The organism is Nostoc sp. UIC 10630 (genome assembly GCF_010747425.1).
GTDB lineage: Bacteria > Cyanobacteriota > Cyanobacteriia > Cyanobacteriales > Nostocaceae > Nostoc.
The window spans coordinates 26,335-45,680 of sequence record NZ_JAAGOG010000046.1 but is presented as its reverse complement, the minus strand read 5'-3'; the positions used below and the strand labels follow the sequence as shown (position 1 = coordinate 45,680).

Below are 19,346 nucleotides of genomic sequence, written 5' to 3'. Positions count from 1 at the left end.
GTGAAAAGAGCAAGGGGAGCAGGGGGAGCAAGGGAAGTGAAGAGAAAATTTTAGTATTTTTTACGATCGTTATAGCCCTAAATACACTTATTTCTTTCTCTTCCCCTGCCTCCCCTGCCTCCCCTGCCCCTTGCCTTGCGTGCTTCTCAAGGAGTTTCTGAGGATACCTCTGAGCAAGATTTTGTGGGAGCGTTTAATTGGTCTAAAGTATTTGTTAATGAGTCATCCCCTAGCATCGGGTATCCTCTGTGGGAATTTACCACATCGTCAAAAGCTTTCAGATCCTCAAGAGCCTCTGATGCAGACTGATATCGGTGTTTGAAGTCATCCAGCACCATTTTACTGAGAATATTAGCAACGGAGCGGCTTATCTGAGAGCTATCGCTCCATTTTATCTCTCCATCAGCATCTCTATCTAGCTCACGGGGTGCTACACCAGTCAAGGCTCTAATCCCAACCATACCCACTGCATAGATGTCACTACTGTATTGGGGACGGCCAAAACATTGTTCGCTCGGTGCGTAACCCTGAGTCCCAATACCAATGGTAAAGGGGGTTTGCTCTTCAGTCTCAAGATGTTTTGTGCTGACTTCTTTGACGGCTCCAAAGTCAATCAATACCAGTTTTCCATCTGAGTGCCGCCGGATAATATTACTGGGCTTAATATCCCGATGAATCACATTATTTTGATGAACAAATGTTAATGTTTGCAATAAGTCTCTGACAATTTTGATCGCGGCAATTTCATCAATTGCTCTACCTGGTGGCAATTCCTGATTTAAAGTATGACCAATTATCTGTTCTTGCACTAAATAAAATTCTTCATCTTCTTCAAAATACGCCAAAAGTTGAGGGATCTGATCGTGTGTTCCCAATTTTTCTAGGGTTTGCGCTTCTGAGTGAAATAAACGTCTGGCAAGTTGCAAGGCTTCTGGTTTAGTGCTGGCTGGTTTCAGTTGCTTGACAACACATCGCGGACTCCCAGGACGTTGGGTATCTTCGGCAATGTAGGTTTCGCTGAATCCACCGGAACCGAGAACTTTGACAATTTTGTAGCGTCGAGCCAAGACTTTTCCTGATAAGGCTAAATCTCGTTGCTGGATTAGGTATTGCAAGTCATATTGTTGACTGATAATCTCTTGAACAACGGGAGATGTTTTATACTTCTGGAAAATGTTTACTAATTGACGTTTTCTGATGCTTTCCCTCATGACTGAGGTTCCCAGGTAGAAAAGTCCGGTCATGGCGATCGCCATCATTGGTACAATCGTAGGAAAAATTAATCCACCATAGACAAATAACCCATAGCTAATTCCTAACCAAGCGCCAGATAGGGCGAGGCTATATAAAAATCTATTGATGCTACGCTTGCGTCTGCTAATCATCAAGGCTGCACTGCCAACTAGAGCTAGCACAAACAAACCCTGCAATGGTGGAGTGTTAATTCCTGGAGCGATCGCTTTCCCTGACATCAAAGTTGCGATCGCATTGGCGTGAATTTCCACGCCCGACATCGGTTTAGCGCTGTTGCTAGCAGCGACTGGATAATAATCATTATTTAACTTATCTGTTGCACCAATCAGCACTATCTTGTCTTTGAAGACCTTTCCCTGCTGTAAATAGGTGTTCCAATTTTCCGGATCGAGTACGTGCCAAAAGGGTATTTGCTCAAATGTACCCGCAGAACCCCAAAAATAAATGCGATCGCCTTTTGGTCGCGGATAATTTACTTGTGCTGTCCTGAGTGCTGCTTCATCAAAAGAGGGTAGCTTCTCGATCAAATTGTCTTCAACCAACGACTTAGAAAACTCACTCGCCAATCGATGAACTTTACCATCCACCTCTACGGGGAAATTAACTGAGCCAATGGAAACTGACCCTGTACGAAACATCTGTTGTGGGTCTGTCAGTTGTGTAAAAGTCCCTTGGTGCGTCTGAGAATTTTCGTAGACGGCTGCTAAGGTAACTTTACTGCCATATTTTTGCAATACTGCCTGGAATTGGCGATCGTCAGTAACTCCATAACTACTCGGCGTGTCAAAAACTACATCTATCGCTACAGAGCGGACACCTGCTTTAATTAACTTTGTAATTATCTGGGAGTATGCAGCACGTTTATAAGGATAAGATTTCAGTGTTTCTAGGTAGGCATACTGTTTTGGATTTGTTTTATAGTACTGTTCGGGAACTGATATTGACTGATCGTCTATTGCTAAAATTACGATGTCTTCTGGAGGTACAATCGGCCCACGCAGTTGAAAAAAGCCAGAAAGCGCCTTATTTTCCATCAATTGAACCGATTCCCCGCCAGAAGCACTCAGCACTGCTGCACCCATTACGCAAGCTCCAGCGAGGAGATGACCTAAGTGAATCATCCATCTAGACTGGCGAGCCGATGCTGTTGACGTTACTTTTGTCGGTTTACTTGACAGTCTATTGGCAGCAGAGACATAGTTTTTAGTTAAGGTAGATGTAGGTTCTTCTGCCATATCGTGTTACTGATTGATTTAAGTCCAACACTTTTATTTATTCAGACCACGTTTTAGTGCAAGCACATTGAAATAAGACTTAAATGATAATCTTATACATTTGTAAAGTATCTTCTATTCGTCAACAAACCTTTATTGGCAGAGCTAGCCCCCAAGAGATTCCTACTCAGGTACTGCCTAAATTATTGTTTTTCTGTTAAGTGAGTTACAACTAGTGATTGTCTCACAGATCAGAGCCGGATATACTTCGCCTCTGCTAATTGATTGCGGCGAGATTTGATCCTAACCTAACCAACAGGTACGCTCCTAACTGGGTGTTTTACCAGAAGCTGTCCCAAGGCCGTCTTCTGTCTTTGGCGCAATATTGGTACTCCCAGAAAGCATGTCCTCATACTGAAAGCTCAACTTATAGATAGGCATAAACTTATATCCTACCCTAAGCTTATGCTATACCTCTTTAGGAGTAAACTTTAATGTTATACAGCGATAAATGCTGTTACTGGTTCAATTTTATTGGTAGATTTTGATCAGATGGTAGCTCTTGCAGTGCTGGAGGTGAATAAGGTTTAGCACCCAGCATCTCAACTCCAATGTTGCATCCGTTTTTATGCCTTGAAAGAGGTAGGATAAAAGCTATAGATGAAGAGCTACTTTATAGATATTAGCAAACTTGCTATTTGAAAATTGCTATAATCTATTGTTCCATCTAAATTCATTTATATTATTAGGTGTAAATTTGTATGGGTTCTCCAATGAATCGTCTGTCTATTTTTGTAGACGGAAACAATATGTTCTATGCTCAACAAAAAAATGGGTGGTTTTTTGACCCACGGCGAGTCTTAGAATACTTTAAACATGAGCAATCAGAAACAACATTAATTAATGCATTCTGGTACACTGGCTTAAAAGACCCACAAGATCAACGAGGTTTTAGAGATGCTCTAATTAGTCTAGGATATACAGTCCGAACTAAAATCCTTAAAGAATATTATGATGATACTTCTGGTCGTTACTCGCAAAAAGCGAATTTAGATATTGAAATTGTTGTAGATATGTTTAATACAGTAGACCAGTATGACCGAGTAGTACTATTCAGTGGTGATGGAGATTTTGAAAGAGCAATCGAACTATTACGCTCAAAAAATACACATATTACGGTAGTATCAACAGAAGGAATGATCGCTAGAGAACTACGGAATGCTACTGATAGATATATAGATTTAAATGATATCAGAGATCAAATAGAAAAAACCGAAGGTTAATAGTCTTAGCAATTATTTACAAATGTAAGAGTAAAAGAAAAACTAAGGTTGAAGATATATTGAGCCACAAGTAAAAATTAAACAACAAAGCACAAATGACAAACAAAACAGATCGAATTATCATTTTTGATACTACACTGCGAGATGGAGAGCAGTGTCCGGGAGCGACTCTGAATATAGACGAAAAGCTAGTTATTGCCAAGCAACTGGCGCGTCTGGGTGTGGATATAATTGAGGCAGGCTTTGCCTTTGCCAGCCCCGGAGATTTTGAAGCAGTCAGCAAGATTGCCCAAATTGTGGGGACAGAAAATGGCCCGGTAATTTGCAGTTTGGCAAGAGCGATTAAAGCAGATATTGAAGCGGCCGCAGAAGCATTAAAACCAGCCGTAAAGGGCAGAATTCACACATTTATTTCGACTTCTGATATTCATTTAGAGTATCAGTTACGGAAGTCACGAGCAGAAGTGCTAGCGATCGCCGAAGAAATGGTAGCTTATGCCAAATCTTTCATGACAGATGTCGAATTTTCGCCTATGGATGCGGCTCGTTCCGATCCAGAATTTTTGTACCAAGTGTTAGAGCGAACGATCGCAGCTGGTGCAACAACAGTTAACATTCCCGATACCGTGGGTTACACAACTCCTAGCGAATTTGGGGCAATAATTAAAGGGATTATCGAAAATGTCCCCAACATCGACCAAGCGATTATTTCCGTTCACGGGCACAATGATTTAGGCTTGGCAGTTGCTAACTTTTTAGAAGCCGTGAAAAATGGCGCACGGCAACTAGAATGTACCATAAATGGTATTGGTGAACGAGCCGGCAATGCATCACTAGAAGAATTGGTAATGGCGCTGCACGTCCGGCGGCAATATTTTAACCCTTATCTCGGCAGACCAGAAGAATCTCAAGAATCGCTGACAAATATCGACACCCGACAAATTTATAAAACCTCACGCTTAGTTTCTAATTTGACGGGAATGTTGGTACAACCAAATAAAGCGATCGTTGGGGCGAATGCCTTTGCTCATGAGTCTGGGATTCACCAAGATGGTGTGCTAAAAAATAAGCTCACCTACGAAATTATGGATGCCCAATTGATTGGCTTAACAGACAATCAAATAGTTTTGGGCAAACATTCAGGTAGAAATGCTTTCCGTACTCGGTTGAAAGAATTAGGCTTTGAACTGTCGGATAGTGAGTTAAATAAAGCCTTCGTCAGATTCAAAGAAGTAGCAGATAAAAAGAAAGATATTTCTGATTGGGATTTGGAAGCGATCGTTAACGATGAAATCCAACAAGCACCCGATTTGTTCCGAGTAGAGTTGGTGCAAGTTTCCTGTGGTAGCAACGCCCGTCCCACCGCTACAGTTACTCTGCGTACCCCAAAAGGTGAAGAATTAACCGATGCTGCGATCGGTACTGGGCCAGTGGATGCAGTTTACAAAGCCATCAATCGGGTGGTGAATGTGCCTAACGAATTGATTGAGTTTTCTGTGCAGTCAGTAACAGCCGGTATTGATGCCATTGGCGAAGTAACGATTCGTTTACGTTATGAATCTAAAGTCTTTTCTGGTCATGCAGCGAACACAGATATCATCGTGGCATCCGCACAAGCTTATGTAAATGCGCTGAATAGGTTGTATGCATCTTTGCAAACTCAAGAAAAGCCAGAGGAAGTAACAGCCCAGAAAGTCTAAGATCTGAATTTGTGAAACTGCCAGTTTTTAGCTGATGCTAACAAACTCCTCTCCAACTTTGGGGAGGAGTTATATCAATTAAAAATTAAAAATTAAAAAATTAAAAAATTAAGAAAGCCAGACAGAACAAAGGTATGTCCGTATGTATCTGTCGCATTCTTTTTTCAAATTGGTGTTATTTGTGAGTTCCAAAAATTTGTTAGAAATTATGCTGACAGAAAAACATCTCATTATTAGAGAGGGCACAATCAAAGAAGACTCACTGATTGCAAAACACTCTTACCAAATGTGGCTAGATATTGGTGTTGATGAGAGTAATATTATTCTAGAGTGGCAGAATATTACCCTTCAATTTATAGAAGAAGCGCGTCGAAATTTATTTTATCAGGCTTTTATTGCAGAGATTGATAATACAGTTCTGGGTTCTGTAAGTTGTCAACTGTTTGCAGGTTTATACCCGAATGTTTTCAAAGATGAATACCGCAAATTTGGATATATTTGGGGCGTTTATGTCGAACAATCTTACCGCAGGCAAGGAATTGCCAAATCCTTAACTAATAGAGCAATTGAATATTTAAAAGCGATCACTTGCACGCGGGTGGTTCTTAATGCCTCGCCATTGGGTAAATCAGTTTACTCTAGCCTCGGTTTCTCTGAAGGGAATGTAATGCAATTAGATTTGATTTAAAAAAACATAATTCAGAAACGAATTCTGTGTAACTAGCGGATGAATAAACCTAAATCCGATACTATAAGTTTCTCGCTCAAGAAGCATCCGTGTTTGCTTATATTCGGATTTGTACAACAGGTCAAGTTTATTGGGTTGATTATGAATATTTTTAAATTTTTCGATTTACTTGTATGCATAAAACTTTATTCTGAAAAACGATGTTTATAATCAGTCAGCTTGTATGAGTAGCGAAAAGACAACAGAATTGCCACTCTGGGTACAAGATAGAGATATAGTCATTGCTCATGATGAAGAAGTACAGTGGCGAGAAGGAAAACGCCCGGATTATTCCTATACCAATGAATTTCTTCATCAAGAGAGTAAATTTCAACATCCAGAAGGTTCTTTAGAAGCGATCGCTCAAAACTTAGTCCGTACTTTTGAGATGGAAGCTTCTAATAAATCTAACCCTCAACAGTGGCTTTCGATTGTTACCGATAAGTTTAAAATGAGTACCAATGGCGGACAACAATTCACTGCTCAGGATGTTGCAGATGAAGGTACTTATAACCTGTTTTTGGGTAAAACTGAGCAATATGACTCTGAAACAGAAACCTTTGAATCTTCATTTCAAGTTTTTCATACAGCCTTTCCTAATGGCTTCCTTTGGGAATTAACAGAAGTTCTTTCGGGGCCGCCTAATGTTACTTTTAAGTGGCGACATTGGGGAACATTTAATGGTTCCTATAAAGACTATGCACCCACAGGTGAAACAATCGAAATTGTCGGAGTTAGTATTGCTCGCGTCACTGATGATTTGAAGATTGAGTCTTTAGAGCATTATTTTGATAATAATGTCTTTCTTCAGAAATTAACGGCAGGTGGTTGTCCTTTCCATTCCCAAAATCAGAATAATCACTAATTTTGATTGAGTTATAAGTCTATCGAATCGCACGCTCATCGGCGCTCTTAGCAAACAGCAGTGAGTGCCGATTGTGTGATTATAATCATCGAAAGTCTGCAATAGAAGAGAATGCGGATAAATTTTAATAAATTGAAAAATGTCGTTTATGGGATTCGTGTTTGCACAGTAGTAGCTGGTGTATTGAGTGAAGGTGTAAATCCAGCCAGTTTACCCGACTTTTGGGGTACAAAGTCCGTTTCTTTGCTACCTTGAACCTCAGATAAGTAGCAATCTCGCACTGCCAACAACAAGCCTTTGATGGCATCTGGTGCGCCTGTTTCAACTAAATCGTCTGCCTTTTTGAAAAAATGCGATCGCCATTTACCATCATTATTGCCATACAATTCTATTAAATACCAACCAGCAAGATACTCAGCTAAAGGATCGAGACAGAAACGGATTCTGTCTTTGGCAGAACCGATAGTTTGAATCAGGTGCAAACGCTTTTCCAGATAATTGAGGTGTGCTTCGGGGTCATCAATACCCAAAGCTGCTAATGCAGCAACCGCATCTGCACGCTTGGCGGTTCCTGGTTGATAACTTTGCTGCAAGCATTCCCAGGCTATGGTTTTGGCAATTTGATGAACAGTGCGGTCATCAAATTGATTGTCTGTAACATCACGATTGAGTTCATTGATATAACCCAGCATCAAATTGGGAATATTCTCTGGCAACGCAGAAATATTAGATGTAACATCTTTACTGGCGATTAACTGTTCAGCATAAAGTTTAGCTAGCAAGACAGTAATATTATTTTGACCGACCATCAGAGAAAGACGGTTACAAGCGTCAAAAAATTCTTGATCGGTAAAGCGATCGCGTTTACCTCGCTGCATGAGATAAGCTTCCATAAAGGAAGATAGTTTATTAGCCTCAATCCGCAAGGGTTTAATTATCGTCTTATTAACCCGCCCCAGCTTTTCCTCAATTCGGGAAGTAATTACCAATGCATTCACCGGAAACTCTGGCGACTCCGGCTCAATTGCTTCTCGTGTAGTCGCATTCATTTCTGAGAACCGGTCTACAATCACTAAAATGCGTTTCTTTCTTAACAAACGTAACAGTAATTCTTGACAAATCGGCTCTGGTTCATCAATTAAAGCTTGCAACTGTCCTCTGATAGCTTCTAAAAGCGGCGACTTACCTTCAGTTACCCGAAATTCTTCTTCTAAAAGCACAGGTAACATCAAATGTTTGCAGAGTTGTTGGTCTTCATCTTCAGCCATTGCCCACCCAGCGATTCGACACGCTAAACTGGTTTTACCTACACCCCCTTCCCCACCAATTACTAGGCAGCTACGTTGTTTCTCGAAAGTTGAGTGCAAATTCTCATTCATCAGTTGGGGAACTGTTGTACCATCCAGAACAACGGGAATGGGAATGTAACAGGCGCGACTGCTAACTGTATCCTTTTTGGGAAATTGTTCGCGGGCTGCTTTGATATATTTAGCTACCCACGCATCTAATACTCTGGGATGGTAATGAAACCAGCCAACAAATAGCACATATCGCAGAGGTACATTAACGCTGATAAATGGGAGAGAAAAATCTGTGTAGGGTTTGAGGGCGTTATTAATTTTCAACAACCATAAAGGGGCTACCCGCAAGAGAATTAACCAAATAGAAGGCAATAAGATAAAGTAGGCGGCAATTCCTAAGAGTAATTTATGCTTAAATAGCGATTCCAAAGCTCTATCAAAGAGGCGAGTTTCTTTTTCTGCTTTCAGGGCATTGAGAGGGCGACGTATCAGCTTAATGTCCGTCTCTGTGAATTTATCTTTGTATTTTTGTATAGTTGCCAATACCTCTTCAAAGTCTAAGATGACTTTCTGCAACTTGGAGGTAGGTAAAGCATTTGCTTTGTCTTGAAAGCCTGCCGCTATTCCTCCTAAACCTTTGATAGCACCTAAACGCACGTAAAACTGGCTATCATTCAACAGGGCAATTAAATTCGGGACAGAAGATACTGCTTCTGTACCCATTGCACCCAAAGCGTAGGCAGAATTGTAACGTACAGTGGGGTTCTTATCTTTTAAGGCAGCAGTTAATACTGGGACAGCTACTTTCGCTTCTACACCAATTTTTCTGAGTGCAGAAGGAACATAAATGCGAACGAATTGCTCCTTGTCTTGTAATGCCGCCATCAAGGATGGAACTGCTGCTTTGGCTGCTGTACCAATATTTCCTAAAGCTAAAGTGGCGTACAGGCGGACTTGTCCATCTTCATCTTGCAATGCCGCACTTAAGGCTGGAACGGCTGGTGCTGCTTCTGCACCCAAATCTCCTAAAACGGAAGCGGCGTGCCAACGAAGATTAATATCCTGATTTTTCAAAGCTTCAATCAGAGACGGCACTGCTGGGGAACCGATATTAACTAATGCATCTGCTGCAAGGCTTCTGATGTGGGCATCGTTATCTATCAGCTTCTCAATCAGGGGAGCAATTTTGCTGTCAGTAGTGATTTGCGCCCAACTATTGCTTGTGCATAGTAGGAACAGTGTCAGGCATAAGACAACTACCTTGAGCGCACTAAGTAATACTTGTCTGGTATGCTTTGTCATTGAATCGGATTGAATCACCCGATGAACAACTCCAGTCAGAGAAACTATACCTAAGATTGTAATCTAACTGTCAATGTGGGCTAGCGATGTCTACGATGGTCACTGAGCTTGTCGTACCCCTCCGGGGAAGCAAGCTACGCGCAGCGTCTCGTAGAGAAGTGCGGGCTACGCCTACGCACTGGTTTGCTCAAGCTTGATTAGCATGTGGATTTAAACGCATCATAATTTTCTCTGGTTCTGTCAAATTTTTAAATCCATAACGGCGATACAGTCCATGAGCATCTTTTGTGCCTTGACAAAACATTACAAAATACAATTGCGGTTTACCACATCGGTAGTCGTCGCCAGGAAAGGCTATTATGCCTGAGTGCTTACGGCATTTGTGGGATGGTTAGTTACCGATCGAGAAAGCAATGCTGTTAGAATTTAGATAAGAATATTAATTATATAGAGCTAGAAAATATGTACATCCAAATTAAACCAGAACTAGAGCAATTTATTCAGGCACAGCTTGCCAGTGGTAGATTTACTAATGCAGATGATGTCATAAATGAAGCCTTTAAACTGTTACAAGAAAGAGAGCAGCGACTTGAAGAATTACGGCAAAGAATTGCTGTAGGAACTGAACAAATTGCTAAGGGACAAGTAACTGATGGCGAAGTTGTATTTGCCAGATTACAAGAAAAAATTCGTCTAATTGCTGAGGAATCCGCTGAATGAGTAATTATTCATTTTCAGATGCAGCAATTCGAGATTTAGATGAAATTTGTGAATATATTGCTCGGAGTAGCCCAAAAGCAGCCAGTAAGCTTTTTGATGACATTCGCTCCAAATGTAAATTAGTAGCGAGTTTCCCTAATATGGGAAAAAGCTATGGAAGGCTTGCACCAAATCTGCGCGGTTTTGTTGTGGATGATTACATTATATTTTACTATCCAAGAGAAGACGGAATTAGTATTACTCGTGTTGCCAGTGGTTATCAAGATTTAGAAGCTTTGTTCGTAGATTGATAATTATTAGCGATGTCTACGATGGTCACTGAGCTTGTCGTACCCCTCCGGGGAAGCAAGCTACGCGCAGCGTCTCGTAGAGAAGTGCGGGCTACGCCTACGCACTTATTTACCCTTGCTTTGCTCAAGCTTGGTTAGCATTAGGATTTAAACGCATCATAATTTTCTCTGGTTCTGCCAAATTTTTAAATCCATAACGGCGATAAAGTCCATGAGCATCTTTTGTGCCTAACAACCACCTTTGAACGTCTTGCAATTCTGGATATTCTAAAATGTATTCTACAAACCATTTTCCTAAACCCTGTCCTCGATAAGGCTCCAAAATAAAAACATCTTTTAACAACGCAGAAGTTGCATAATCAGTGATGACTCTCGCAAAGCCAACTTGTTGATTATCTTCATAAAGTCCAAAACATAAAGAATTTTGTATTGACTTTTCTACAGTTGCTAAGGGGATGTTTTCAGCCCAATAGGAAGTTTGTAAAAAATCATGAATCATTTGAATATCTAATTTAGATTTATCGGTGTTGATGTAAAATCGATGTTTTAATTCTTCATTCATCTCGCTACATCTTTTATTTAATAGGTTGAAAAATTATAATTCATTCTTGGGGCCAGTGGTTTGTAGTGTCAGATGATGAAATTACTGAACCATTAGCTGGATAACAGAGGCTATATTCAGCATTCAATAGACATCTTGCAAAAGTTAGTTACTTTTGCAAGATGTTGGGGAAAGGTTAAAGGTTAAAGGTTAAAGGGTAAGGGAAAATTCCATACCTTTACCCTTTACCCCTTACCCTTTTCCCCTCTTCTGCAAGAAGTCTAATGATATGGGTGCATCTAGTTATTGATTATGAATCAGCCTACAACAAAATCTTGGCAAGAAGTCCGCACTGCTTTTAAAAAAATCTGGGGTTATGAAGATTTCCGTCCACCACAGGGAGAAATTGTCAGCAGTTTATTGGCACAGAAAGATGCGCTGATTATTATGCCCACAGGTGGTGGTAAGTCGATTTGTTTTCAACTTCCCGCACTGCTACAAACAGGATTAACTTTGGTAGTTTCGCCCTTGGTGGCGTTGATGGAAAACCAAGTTCAGGAATTACTACAAAGCCACCAAAAAGCAGCACTTTTACATAGTGAATTATCTTCATCTCAACGCCGTGCAACTCTGCAAGCTTTAGAACGCCAACAGCTAAGATTACTTTATTTATCGCCCGAAACTTTGCTCAGTGTCCCAGTGTGGGAAAGATTATGCCACCCGCAATTGCAAATTAATGGTTTGATTTTAGATGAAGCTCATTGTTTGGTGCAGTGGGGTGATACTTTTCGCCCAGCTTATCGCAGATTAGGGGCGGTGCGTCCGGCATTGCTCAAATCAAAACCACCAGGAACAAAAATTAGTATTGCCGCTTTTACCGCTACTGCTGACCCCTCAGCCCAAAAAATTATTCAAACAGTTTTACAATTACAGCAACCAGAGATTTTCCGCTTGAATCCTTACCGTCCGAATTTGCATCCTAGCGTTCGCATTGCTTGGACACCACGAGGTAGGAAACAACAATTATTAAAGTTTATTCAAAATAGACTGCAACAATCGGGATTAGTTTATGTTCGCACTCGGAGAGATAGCGAAGATTTAGCCCAATGGTTAGCAGAGATGGGTTACGCTACAGCTAGCTATCATGCAGGATTGGGTGCAACAGAACGCCGTGAAGTAGAAGCAAACTGGTTAAGTGGCAAAATCCCCTTTGTTGTGTGTACCTGTGCGTTTGGTATGGGGATAAATAAACCAGATGTTCGCTGGGTTGCCCATTTTCACGCACCGCATCTGCTATCTGAATATGTGCAAGAAATTGGCCGCGCTGGAAGGGATGGGAAACCCGCCGAAGCGTTAACGTTGGTGAGTGAACCTACGGGGTGGTTAGATTCAGGGGATAAGCAAAGACAGGAGTTTTTTCAAGAACAAATGCGATCGCAACAACAAATAGCGCAGCAACTTGTGAAAAAATTACCCAAACAGGGAGAAGTGAATGCAGTAACTCGACAATTCCCCGAAGGTGCAACGGCGCTGGCTTTACTCCACAGCAATGGTCAGCTAAACTGGCTCGATCCTTTCCATTACAGCATTGGGCAAAAAGCCGGAAATCAGCCACCGACGCAATTACACGCTGTTAAACAGATGCAGCAATACCTAACAACTAAGCAGTGTCGTTGGCAGTTTTTGTTAAATGCCTTTGGTTTTGATAAAGAAGCAGCTAACCTGCGTTGCGGACATTGCGATAATTGCTGTCAATGAGTATCAAAGCCTCATTAACGAGTATAAAAGGTGGATAAACGGAGCTAAAAGCCTCGTTCACGAGTATAAAAGGTGGATGAACGGAGCTAAAAGCCTCGTTCACGAGTATAAAAGGTGGATGAATGGAGCTAAAAGACTCGCTCACGAGTATAAAAGGTGGATGAACGGAGCTAAAAGACTCGTTCACGAGTATAAAAGGTGGATGAACGGAGCTAAAAGACTCGTTCACGAGTATAAAAGGTGGATGAACGGAGCTAAAAGACTCGTTCACGAGTATAAAAGGTGGATGAACGGAGCTAAAAGACTCGTTCACGAGTATAAAAGGTGGATGAACGGAGCTAAAAGACTCGTTCACGAGTATAAAAGGTGGATGAACGGAGCTAAAAGCCTCGTTTGCGAGTATAAAAGACTCGTTCAGGAGATCAATACCTTATCCCTTATTCTCCAGCTAGGTTCATCCAATAGGATGAATTGTCATTTTCACCACCAAGTGACAATAGGGTAGTCAAGTAGAGGATAAAAAGATGTCATCTGCTCAAGCGCCCTCCCTACCACCGTTGATTCCGCGCGAAATTCTGTTTGGGAATCCCGAAAAAACTAGCCCACAACTCTCCCCTGATGGCAAGTACTTGGCATATATCGCCCCTGATGAAAAAAATGTCTTGCAGGTATGGTTGCGAACTATAGGACAAGAAGACGACCAGATACTAACTGCCGACAAAAAGCGCGGTATCCGCATTTTCTTCTGGACTTATAACGCCGACCAGTTGATTTATATGCAAGACTCGGATGGCGACGAGAACTTTCACCTCCATTTGGTTAATATTCACTCCAAGATTGTGCGTGACTTAACGCCATTCCAGGGTGTAAAAGCAGAACTTGTGGAACTGGAACCGAAATTTCCAGATCAAGTGCTGGTAGCGTTGAACTTGAACAATCCTCAAAAGTTTGACGTTTACCGCATCAACCTTAAAAATGGTGCGGTTGAGTTCGACACCGATAACCCCGGTAATATTATCAGCTGGACATCTGATGCTGAGTTCCAAATACGTGCAGCAACAGCTAGCACACCCGATGGTGGTTATGACCTCTTATTGCAGAAATCAAATAAACAGTGGGAAATTCTTCGCCACTGGGGACCAGAAGAAGAAGGGAATTCTGTTAGCTTCTCAGATGATGGTAAAAATCTTTATATTCAAGGCAATCACGATGCTAACGCCAAACGTCTGCTAGCTGTTGACTTAGATAGCCGTCAAGAAACTGTCATTGCTGAAGATGAGCAGTATGATGTCGTGGGGATAATTATTCACCCATTGACGCGAGTTATCCAAGCAGTTTCTTTCTACAAAGATAAACAAGAATGGCAGGTAATTGACCAAAGTATCGCCACAGATTTTGAGGAAATCGCTAAGGTGCGTCCTGGAGAATTCTCTATAATTAGCCGCGACTTGGAAGATAAAACCTGGCTAGTAGCTTATAGAACTGACGATGGCCCAGTTTATTACTATGCCTACAACCGAGAGTCCAAAACTAGCACTTTTCTCTTTAGTAACCAACCCAAACTCGAAACGTTGCAGTTAGCTTCAATGCAACCAATTTCCTACGAAGCGCGGGATGGTTTAACTATCCACAGTTACCTGACAACCCCTGTAGGAATACCTACGCAGAATCTCCCAACAGTACTGCTGGTTCACGGCGGCCCTTGGGCGCGGGATACTTGGGGTTTCTCTCCCACAGCGCAATGGCTAGCTAACCGGGGTTATGCTGTGCTGCAAGTGAACTTTCGCGGTTCCACCGGCTACGGTAAAGCATTTTTGAATGCTGGGAATCGGGAATGGGCTGGTAAAATGCACGATGACTTGATTGACAGTGTTAACTGGCTGGTGGAACAAGGCATTTCCGATCCGCAAAAGATTGCGATTATGGGCGGTTCTTATGGAGGTTACGCCACTCTGGTAGGATTAACTTTTACACCAGAAATCTTTGCTGCTGGCGTGGACATTGTGGGGCCAAGTAACCTCATTACCCTGATAGAAACTATACCGTCCTATTGGGAACCATTGAAGGCAATGCTTTATCATCGCGTTGGTAATTTAGAGACAGAAGAGGAGTTTCTGAAATCGCGATCGCCTTTATTCTTTGCTGACCGGATTCAAAAACCTTTACTCATCGGTCAAGGTGCAAACGATCCACGGGTGAAACAATCAGAAAGCGATCAAATTGTCAACGCAATGCAGCAAGCTGGTTTACCAGTGCAATATGCACTTTATACAGATGAAGGACATGGTTTTGCCAGACCAGAAAATCGGTTGCACTTTTTTGCGATCGCAGAAGAGTTTCTCGCCAAATACTTAGGTGGCAGATTTGAACCTTTGGCAGATATCCCCGGTCATTCAGGAATAGTTAAATAAAGTCTCAAAAAGGTGGTCAGTGTCATTCACTAACCACCTTAATATTTTTAATTTAAAAGGATTTATCCATACAACAACTGATTCCTAATTTCATCAGACGTTAGCGTGCTGACCAGAATGCCAATCCGTTGCGCGACTTCATAAGCGTTTTTCTGAGGCACAACGATAATCCCAAAATGTTCTTTATTCTCATCTATATACTGGAGATGCAACCGCTCAAAATCGACATGGTTATGTGTCAAAATACATCTGCCTACAGAAGTTGCAAATTCAAGTTGCTCGCGGTCAGTTTTGCCGAGGGTTGCTTGTTCCGAAACAGTTGTGATATCTAAACCGCGCGAACGTAACAGTCTAGCAACCAAGGCTGACATATCCTCATCACTGTAAAGTGCAGCAAAAACTGTCACGATTTACCTAACATAACTTTTACAGATGGGTGTATTAATTCATCTGGCACTCGGTTTCGCTCAATGTATTCATTAATCTCTACTTGATGATCGAGATAAAAACTCAACGCATCGAACACTTGTGCCAGCGTCAGATGTGGCAAATGGTTCAGGATTTCTTCTGGCATAATCCCCAATCGCCACAAACCGACAATTGCACGGACAGATGTCCGAGTACCTGTAATAATTGGCTCTCCACTCAAAATTTCCGGGTTACGGGTAACGTAGCGCGAGGAGGTTTCAGCAAACATAGAACAAATCACTCAGCAGAACTGGCGTTGCCTCTAGTTTACCAATAGTTTTGGTCAGCAGCAGGCTGGTTTGGCAGACTAGAAAATGGTTTGAGCGAGAGATGCGATCGCAGAAGAGTTTCTAGCCAAATATTTAGGCGGAAGATTTGAACCTTTGGCAGATATTCCCGGTCATTCAGGAATAGTTAAATAAAGTCTCAAAGTAATGCTAATAAAATCAGAAAAGGCAAACTAACCAGAAAGATTAAACTAGTAATAGCTGTGGCTGATGTTTTAGAGTTTAAATAGTTATAACTTTTCTGCATTTTAAATTTTTTATTCACAAGTGTTAATTAAAATACTTAATTAGTAACTAAGAAGTTGCAAATAAATCACCGATCGCCTGTCTTTATTTTAAATTTTTGCTAAGAAATGGCATCATCCGCATTGCTTTCTCCAGCTTTGAGTATTTGCTCTGCGGTTAATTGTAACTCTGGGAAAATAGTAGAAGCGATCGCAGTATTTCCTGTAAATCTGGTTTCTTCATAAAATCCGTCAACTAATATCAGTACGGTAACTACATTTATTTGTGGATCGACAATCCAATATTCAGCAATTCCCCTCGCGGCATACTCGGAACGTTTGTAGCGATAGTCTCGATCTTCGTTAGCTTTGCCAGGAGAAACAACTTCGACAACTAATGCTGGAGGAGGCATATCCAAAGTGATTGTAGATCGCGTTGCACCTTCTAAGGCGGTTGCAAGTTCATCCGTCAGCACAACTAAGTCAGGAATGCGAGTTGTCGCACGAGAACCAGCAACAACAATTTCAACTTTGTTACTTAACCGATTAACTGGGGCGAACTTGAGGAAATTGACCAGCAAAAAGAGAGATATCTGGACATTTTTTGGGCTTTCAGGTGGTATTGCAACTAACTCACCTGCCACCAGTTCATATTGGCTATCCGTGCCATCGTCATACTTAAAATATTCCTCAAGCGTTAGACCTTTGCCAATGATTGCAGTCATATCAGGTCAACAGAAGTTACGTACTAATAGTTTACCAAATTCATCAATCCCGATCTATTATTTAAAACCACAGATAATTCATGGGTATTTATCTGTGGTTATATTTTCATCAAATTGACTTTTGCAAATTTAGCAAATGCCTGATTATTTAAAGCGATCGCTTCCCTAAAATTGTTGCAAAAATCTCAAATCACTAGCATACAAGCGACGAATATCATCGATTTGATGTAGCACCATTGCAAAACGTTCTACACCAAAACCGGCAGCAAACCCTGTATAAACTTCTGGATCATAACCCACAGACTTAAGTACATTTGGATCGACCATCCCGCAGCCCATCACCTCCAGCCAGCGTCCATTCCACTGCAAATCCACTTCAGCCGAAGGTTCAGTAAACGGGAAATAACTGGCGCGGAAGCGAATAGGTAAATCGCCAAATATTGCTTGTAAAAATACTTTAATTGTGCCCTTTAGGTCTGTAAAAGTTAGTCCCTCATCAATGGCTAAAAGTTCGATTTGATGGAAAACTGCTGAGTGAGTCGCGTCTACGTTATCTCGCCGATAAACTCGCCCTGGAGCCACAACCCGAATTGGTGGTTCTTCTCTTTCCATGTAACGAATTTGTACTGACGAGGTATGAGTGCGGAGGAGATTCCCATCTGGCAGGTAGAAGGTATCCTGCATATCACGGGCGGGGTGGTCAGGCGGGGTGTTGAGAGCCTCGAAATTATAATAATCTGTTTCCATCTCTGGCCCTTGAGCTACGGTGTAACCCATACCAACAAAGATATCCAGCGCCCGGTCGATAATGCCATTGAGGGGATGAATGCGACCTTGGGGGCTGTAAATTCCCGGCATAGTAACATCCAGAGTTTCCGCCTCTAGCTGTACCTGAATTTGAGCGGCTTCGAGGGCGACGCGTTGCTGGTCTAGACTAGTTTGCAAAGATTCTTTGACTGTATTGGCGATCGCTCCAATTTTTGGCCGTTCCTCTGCACTCATTTGCCCCATACTTCGCAACAGCGCCCCCAGTTCCCCTTTTTTACCCAGATAGTTAACTCTGAGTTCCTCTAGACGTTCTAAGGTATCAGCGGCTGCGATCGCTTTTTCTCCTTCCTGCCGCAGTGCTAAAAGTTGAGCTTCTAAATTGCTAGTCATTAGTTATTAGTCATTGGTCATTAGTCATTAGTCTATAGTCAAAAGCTGTGAACTGCTCGATAAATCAACTTACAGGCAAAGGGCAAACTTCCGCCACAATGTACTGGAGAGTATAAATGTTTTTTTGGTGCTTGTGACTTCAGACATTGACAAATCGCTAATAACAAATAACTAATAACTAATGACCAATGACTAATGACTATGAAATTACTAATTAGCAACGACGACGGCGTTTCTGCTTTGGGGATTCGTACCCTAGCCAACTACTTGGCAGAAGCAGGTCATGATGTTAGTGTAGTTTGCCCAGATCGAGAGCGATCGGCAACTGGACATGGATTAACTCTCCACCAACCCATTCGTGCCGAAATTGTGGAGTCAATTTTTCATCCTGCTGTCAAAGCTTGGGCTTGCGATGGTACGCCTTCAGATTGCGTCAAATTGGCGCTGTGGGCTTTGCTAGATACTCCTCCCGATTTGGTTCTCTCTGGCATTAATCAAGGTGCAAATTTGGGAACTGAAATCTTGTATTCTGGCACTGTTTCGGCGGCAATGGAAGGTCTAATTGAAGGTATTCCCAGCGTGGCCCTAAGTCTTATTAGTCATACATCTAAAGACTTTAAACCTGCTGCTAAGTTTGCCAAAATTCTCGTAGACCAGTTAGCCCAAAAACCTCTACCAGATTTAATGTTGCTCAACGTTAATATTCCTGCGGTCAAATGGGAAGAAATTGCCGGAGTTACTCTCACCCGTCAAGGCCTACGGCATTACATTGATGTGTTTAATAAACGAGTTGATCCTCGTGGAAAAACGTACTATTGGTTAACCGGAGAAGTAGTTGAGGATGTGGAACCTCCAACTGGATTAAATCTGCCTCAAAATGTACCAACAGATGTGCAAGTTGTACGTAAAAACTACATCAGTATAACTCCGTTACAATACAATCTAACTTACGCAACTGGACTAGAGAAATTGTCTGATTGGGAATTCAATTTTCCCTGAATCATTTGATTTATCAGGACAAAACTGGAGTTATTCAAATGCATCAGAGAAAAATGTAGGCTATAACGTAGGGGCACTCTTGAAATAACCGATACACATTCACCCCAAAAGCTAGAAAA

General features: G+C 41.7%; 17 protein-coding genes. 10 read left to right on the top strand and 7 right to left on the bottom strand.

Annotated features, from left to right (window positions below; translation table 11 throughout):
• Nucleotides 1-146: 146 nt before the first annotated feature.
• The gene (locus G1O98_RS13810; RefSeq protein ID WP_163929326.1) at nucleotides 147-2,489 is read right to left on the bottom strand and encodes a CHASE2 domain-containing serine/threonine-protein kinase; all 2,343 of its coding nucleotides are present in this window, start codon (nucleotides 2,487-2,489) and stop codon (nucleotides 147-149) included.
• A gap of 740 nt (nucleotides 2,490-3,229) precedes the next feature.
• Here G1O98_RS13810 and G1O98_RS13805 point away from each other — a divergent pair.
• The 4 genes from G1O98_RS13805 to G1O98_RS13790 all read left to right on the top strand — a co-directional run bounded on the left by G1O98_RS13805 (nucleotide 3,230) and on the right by G1O98_RS13790 (nucleotide 7,043).
• Nucleotides 3,230-3,751 carry an NYN domain-containing protein gene (locus G1O98_RS13805; protein ID WP_041565194.1) on the top strand — a complete coding sequence of 174 codons (522 nt, stop codon included), beginning with the start codon at nucleotides 3,230-3,232 and terminating at the stop codon, nucleotides 3,749-3,751.
• A gap of 95 nt (nucleotides 3,752-3,846) precedes the next feature.
• Nucleotides 3,847-5,451 (top strand): 2-isopropylmalate synthase, encoded by a 1,605-nt coding sequence (locus tag G1O98_RS13800; protein WP_163929325.1) that lies wholly within the window; start codon nucleotides 3,847-3,849, stop codon nucleotides 5,449-5,451.
• 181 nt (nucleotides 5,452-5,632) lie between these two features.
• Complete coding sequence (locus G1O98_RS13795) at nucleotides 5,633-6,139, top strand: GNAT family N-acetyltransferase (RefSeq protein ID WP_345940550.1); 507 nt, start codon at nucleotides 5,633-5,635, stop codon at nucleotides 6,137-6,139.
• 223 nt (nucleotides 6,140-6,362) lie between these two features.
• Nucleotides 6,363-7,043 (top strand): ester cyclase, encoded by a 681-nt coding sequence (locus tag G1O98_RS13790; protein WP_163929324.1) that lies wholly within the window; start codon nucleotides 6,363-6,365, stop codon nucleotides 7,041-7,043.
• Nucleotides 7,044-7,189: 146 nt separating this feature from the next.
• Here G1O98_RS13790 and G1O98_RS13785 read toward each other — a convergent pair whose 3' ends face one another.
• The gene (locus G1O98_RS13785) at nucleotides 7,190-9,646 is read right to left on the bottom strand and encodes a HEAT repeat domain-containing protein (RefSeq protein ID WP_163929323.1); all 2,457 of its coding nucleotides are present in this window, start codon (nucleotides 9,644-9,646) and stop codon (nucleotides 7,190-7,192) included.
• A 462-nt stretch (nucleotides 9,647-10,108) separates the two neighbouring features.
• On the opposite strand from G1O98_RS13785, the gene G1O98_RS13775 reads away from it, so the two are divergent.
• Together G1O98_RS13775 and G1O98_RS13770 are read left to right on the top strand one after the other, a co-directional pair.
• A complete protein-coding gene (locus tag G1O98_RS13775) occupies nucleotides 10,109-10,366 on the top strand; it encodes a type II toxin-antitoxin system ParD family antitoxin (RefSeq protein ID WP_163929322.1) in 258 nt (85 codons plus the stop codon).
• A complete protein-coding gene (locus G1O98_RS13770; protein WP_163929321.1) occupies nucleotides 10,363-10,656 on the top strand; it encodes a type II toxin-antitoxin system RelE/ParE family toxin in 294 nt (97 codons plus the stop codon). Before G1O98_RS13775 ends, G1O98_RS13770 begins: the two co-directional genes overlap by 4 nt.
• Before the next feature lie 124 nt (nucleotides 10,657-10,780).
• Here the strand turns inward: G1O98_RS13770 and G1O98_RS13765 are convergent, their stop codons facing one another.
• Complete coding sequence (locus tag G1O98_RS13765) at nucleotides 10,781-11,218, bottom strand: GNAT family N-acetyltransferase (protein WP_163929320.1); 438 nt, start codon at nucleotides 11,216-11,218, stop codon at nucleotides 10,781-10,783.
• A gap of 291 nt (nucleotides 11,219-11,509) precedes the next feature.
• Between G1O98_RS13765 and G1O98_RS13760 the strand changes: the two genes are divergently transcribed.
• Genes G1O98_RS13760 through G1O98_RS13750 form a run of 3 tightly spaced genes read left to right on the top strand, consistent with a single transcriptional unit; the run spans nucleotide 11,510 to nucleotide 15,366 of the window.
• Nucleotides 11,510-12,955, top strand: coding sequence for an ATP-dependent DNA helicase RecQ (locus G1O98_RS13760; protein WP_163929319.1), 1,446 nt, complete (start codon nucleotides 11,510-11,512; stop codon nucleotides 12,953-12,955).
• Nucleotides 12,888-13,460, top strand: coding sequence for a hypothetical protein (locus G1O98_RS13755; RefSeq protein ID WP_163929318.1), 573 nt, complete (start codon nucleotides 12,888-12,890; stop codon nucleotides 13,458-13,460). The genes G1O98_RS13760 and G1O98_RS13755 overlap by 68 nt, the downstream gene beginning before the upstream one ends.
• 19 nt (nucleotides 13,461-13,479) lie before the next feature.
• Nucleotides 13,480-15,366: a S9 family peptidase gene (locus G1O98_RS13750; protein ID WP_163929317.1), complete on the top strand. Its 1,887-nt coding sequence runs from the start codon at nucleotides 13,480-13,482 to the stop codon at nucleotides 15,364-15,366.
• A gap of 62 nt (nucleotides 15,367-15,428) precedes the next feature.
• Here G1O98_RS13750 and G1O98_RS13745 read toward each other — a convergent pair whose 3' ends face one another.
• The 4 genes from G1O98_RS13745 to pheS all read right to left on the bottom strand — a co-directional run bounded on the left by G1O98_RS13745 (nucleotide 15,429) and on the right by pheS (nucleotide 18,228).
• Nucleotides 15,429-15,773, bottom strand: a complete 345-nt coding sequence (locus tag G1O98_RS13745; RefSeq protein WP_163929316.1) for a DUF5615 family PIN-like protein — start codon at nucleotides 15,771-15,773, stop codon at nucleotides 15,429-15,431.
• Nucleotides 15,770-16,063, bottom strand: a complete 294-nt coding sequence (locus tag G1O98_RS13740) for a DUF433 domain-containing protein (protein WP_163929315.1) — start codon at nucleotides 16,061-16,063, stop codon at nucleotides 15,770-15,772. Before G1O98_RS13740 ends, G1O98_RS13745 begins: the two co-directional genes overlap by 4 nt.
• Before the next feature lie 404 nt (nucleotides 16,064-16,467).
• Complete coding sequence (locus G1O98_RS13735) at nucleotides 16,468-17,070, bottom strand: Uma2 family endonuclease (RefSeq protein ID WP_163929314.1); 603 nt, start codon at nucleotides 17,068-17,070, stop codon at nucleotides 16,468-16,470.
• Between the two features lie 165 nt (nucleotides 17,071-17,235).
• Nucleotides 17,236-18,228, bottom strand: coding sequence for a phenylalanine--tRNA ligase subunit alpha (gene pheS, locus G1O98_RS13730; RefSeq protein ID WP_012407694.1), 993 nt, complete (start codon nucleotides 18,226-18,228; stop codon nucleotides 17,236-17,238).
• Nucleotides 18,229-18,429: 201 nt separating this feature from the next.
• Between pheS and surE the strand changes: the two genes are divergently transcribed.
• On the top strand, nucleotides 18,430-19,227 hold the full coding sequence (gene surE, locus G1O98_RS13725; RefSeq protein WP_163929330.1) for a 5'/3'-nucleotidase SurE: 798 nt from the start codon (nucleotides 18,430-18,432) through the stop codon (nucleotides 19,225-19,227).
• Nucleotides 19,228-19,346: the final 119 nt, after the last annotated feature.

Bases quoted from the DNA above. Each gene is read 5' to 3' on its own strand.
- G1O98_RS13775 (WP_163929322.1), top strand. From the start codon at position 10,109: ATGTACATCCAAATTAAACCAGAACTAGAGCAATTTATTCAGGCACAG.
- pheS (WP_012407694.1), bottom strand. From the start codon at position 18,228: ATGACTAGCAATTTAGAAGCTCAACTTTTAGCACTGCGGCAGGAAGGA.
- G1O98_RS13810 (WP_163929326.1), bottom strand. From the start codon at position 2,489: ATGGCAGAAGAACCTACATCTACCTTAACTAAAAACTATGTCTCTGCT.
- G1O98_RS13800 (WP_163929325.1), top strand. From the start codon at position 3,847: ATGACAAACAAAACAGATCGAATTATCATTTTTGATACTACACTGCGA.
- G1O98_RS13755 (WP_163929318.1), top strand. From the start codon at position 12,888: ATGCCTTTGGTTTTGATAAAGAAGCAGCTAACCTGCGTTGCGGACATT.
- G1O98_RS13790 (WP_163929324.1), top strand. From the start codon at position 6,363: ATGAGTAGCGAAAAGACAACAGAATTGCCACTCTGGGTACAAGATAGA.
- G1O98_RS13760 (WP_163929319.1), top strand. From the start codon at position 11,510: ATGAATCAGCCTACAACAAAATCTTGGCAAGAAGTCCGCACTGCTTTT.
- G1O98_RS13765 (WP_163929320.1), bottom strand. From the start codon at position 11,218: ATGAATGAAGAATTAAAACATCGATTTTACATCAACACCGATAAATCT.
- G1O98_RS13805 (WP_041565194.1), top strand. From the start codon at position 3,230: ATGGGTTCTCCAATGAATCGTCTGTCTATTTTTGTAGACGGAAACAAT.
- G1O98_RS13770 (WP_163929321.1), top strand. From the start codon at position 10,363: ATGAGTAATTATTCATTTTCAGATGCAGCAATTCGAGATTTAGATGAA.
- G1O98_RS13785 (WP_163929323.1), bottom strand. From the start codon at position 9,646: ATGACAAAGCATACCAGACAAGTATTACTTAGTGCGCTCAAGGTAGTT.
- G1O98_RS13750 (WP_163929317.1), top strand. From the start codon at position 13,480: ATGTCATCTGCTCAAGCGCCCTCCCTACCACCGTTGATTCCGCGCGAA.
- G1O98_RS13735 (WP_163929314.1), bottom strand. From the start codon at position 17,070: ATGACTGCAATCATTGGCAAAGGTCTAACGCTTGAGGAATATTTTAAG.
- G1O98_RS13740 (WP_163929315.1), bottom strand. From the start codon at position 16,063: ATGTTTGCTGAAACCTCCTCGCGCTACGTTACCCGTAACCCGGAAATT.
- surE (WP_163929330.1), top strand. From the start codon at position 18,430: ATGAAATTACTAATTAGCAACGACGACGGCGTTTCTGCTTTGGGGATT.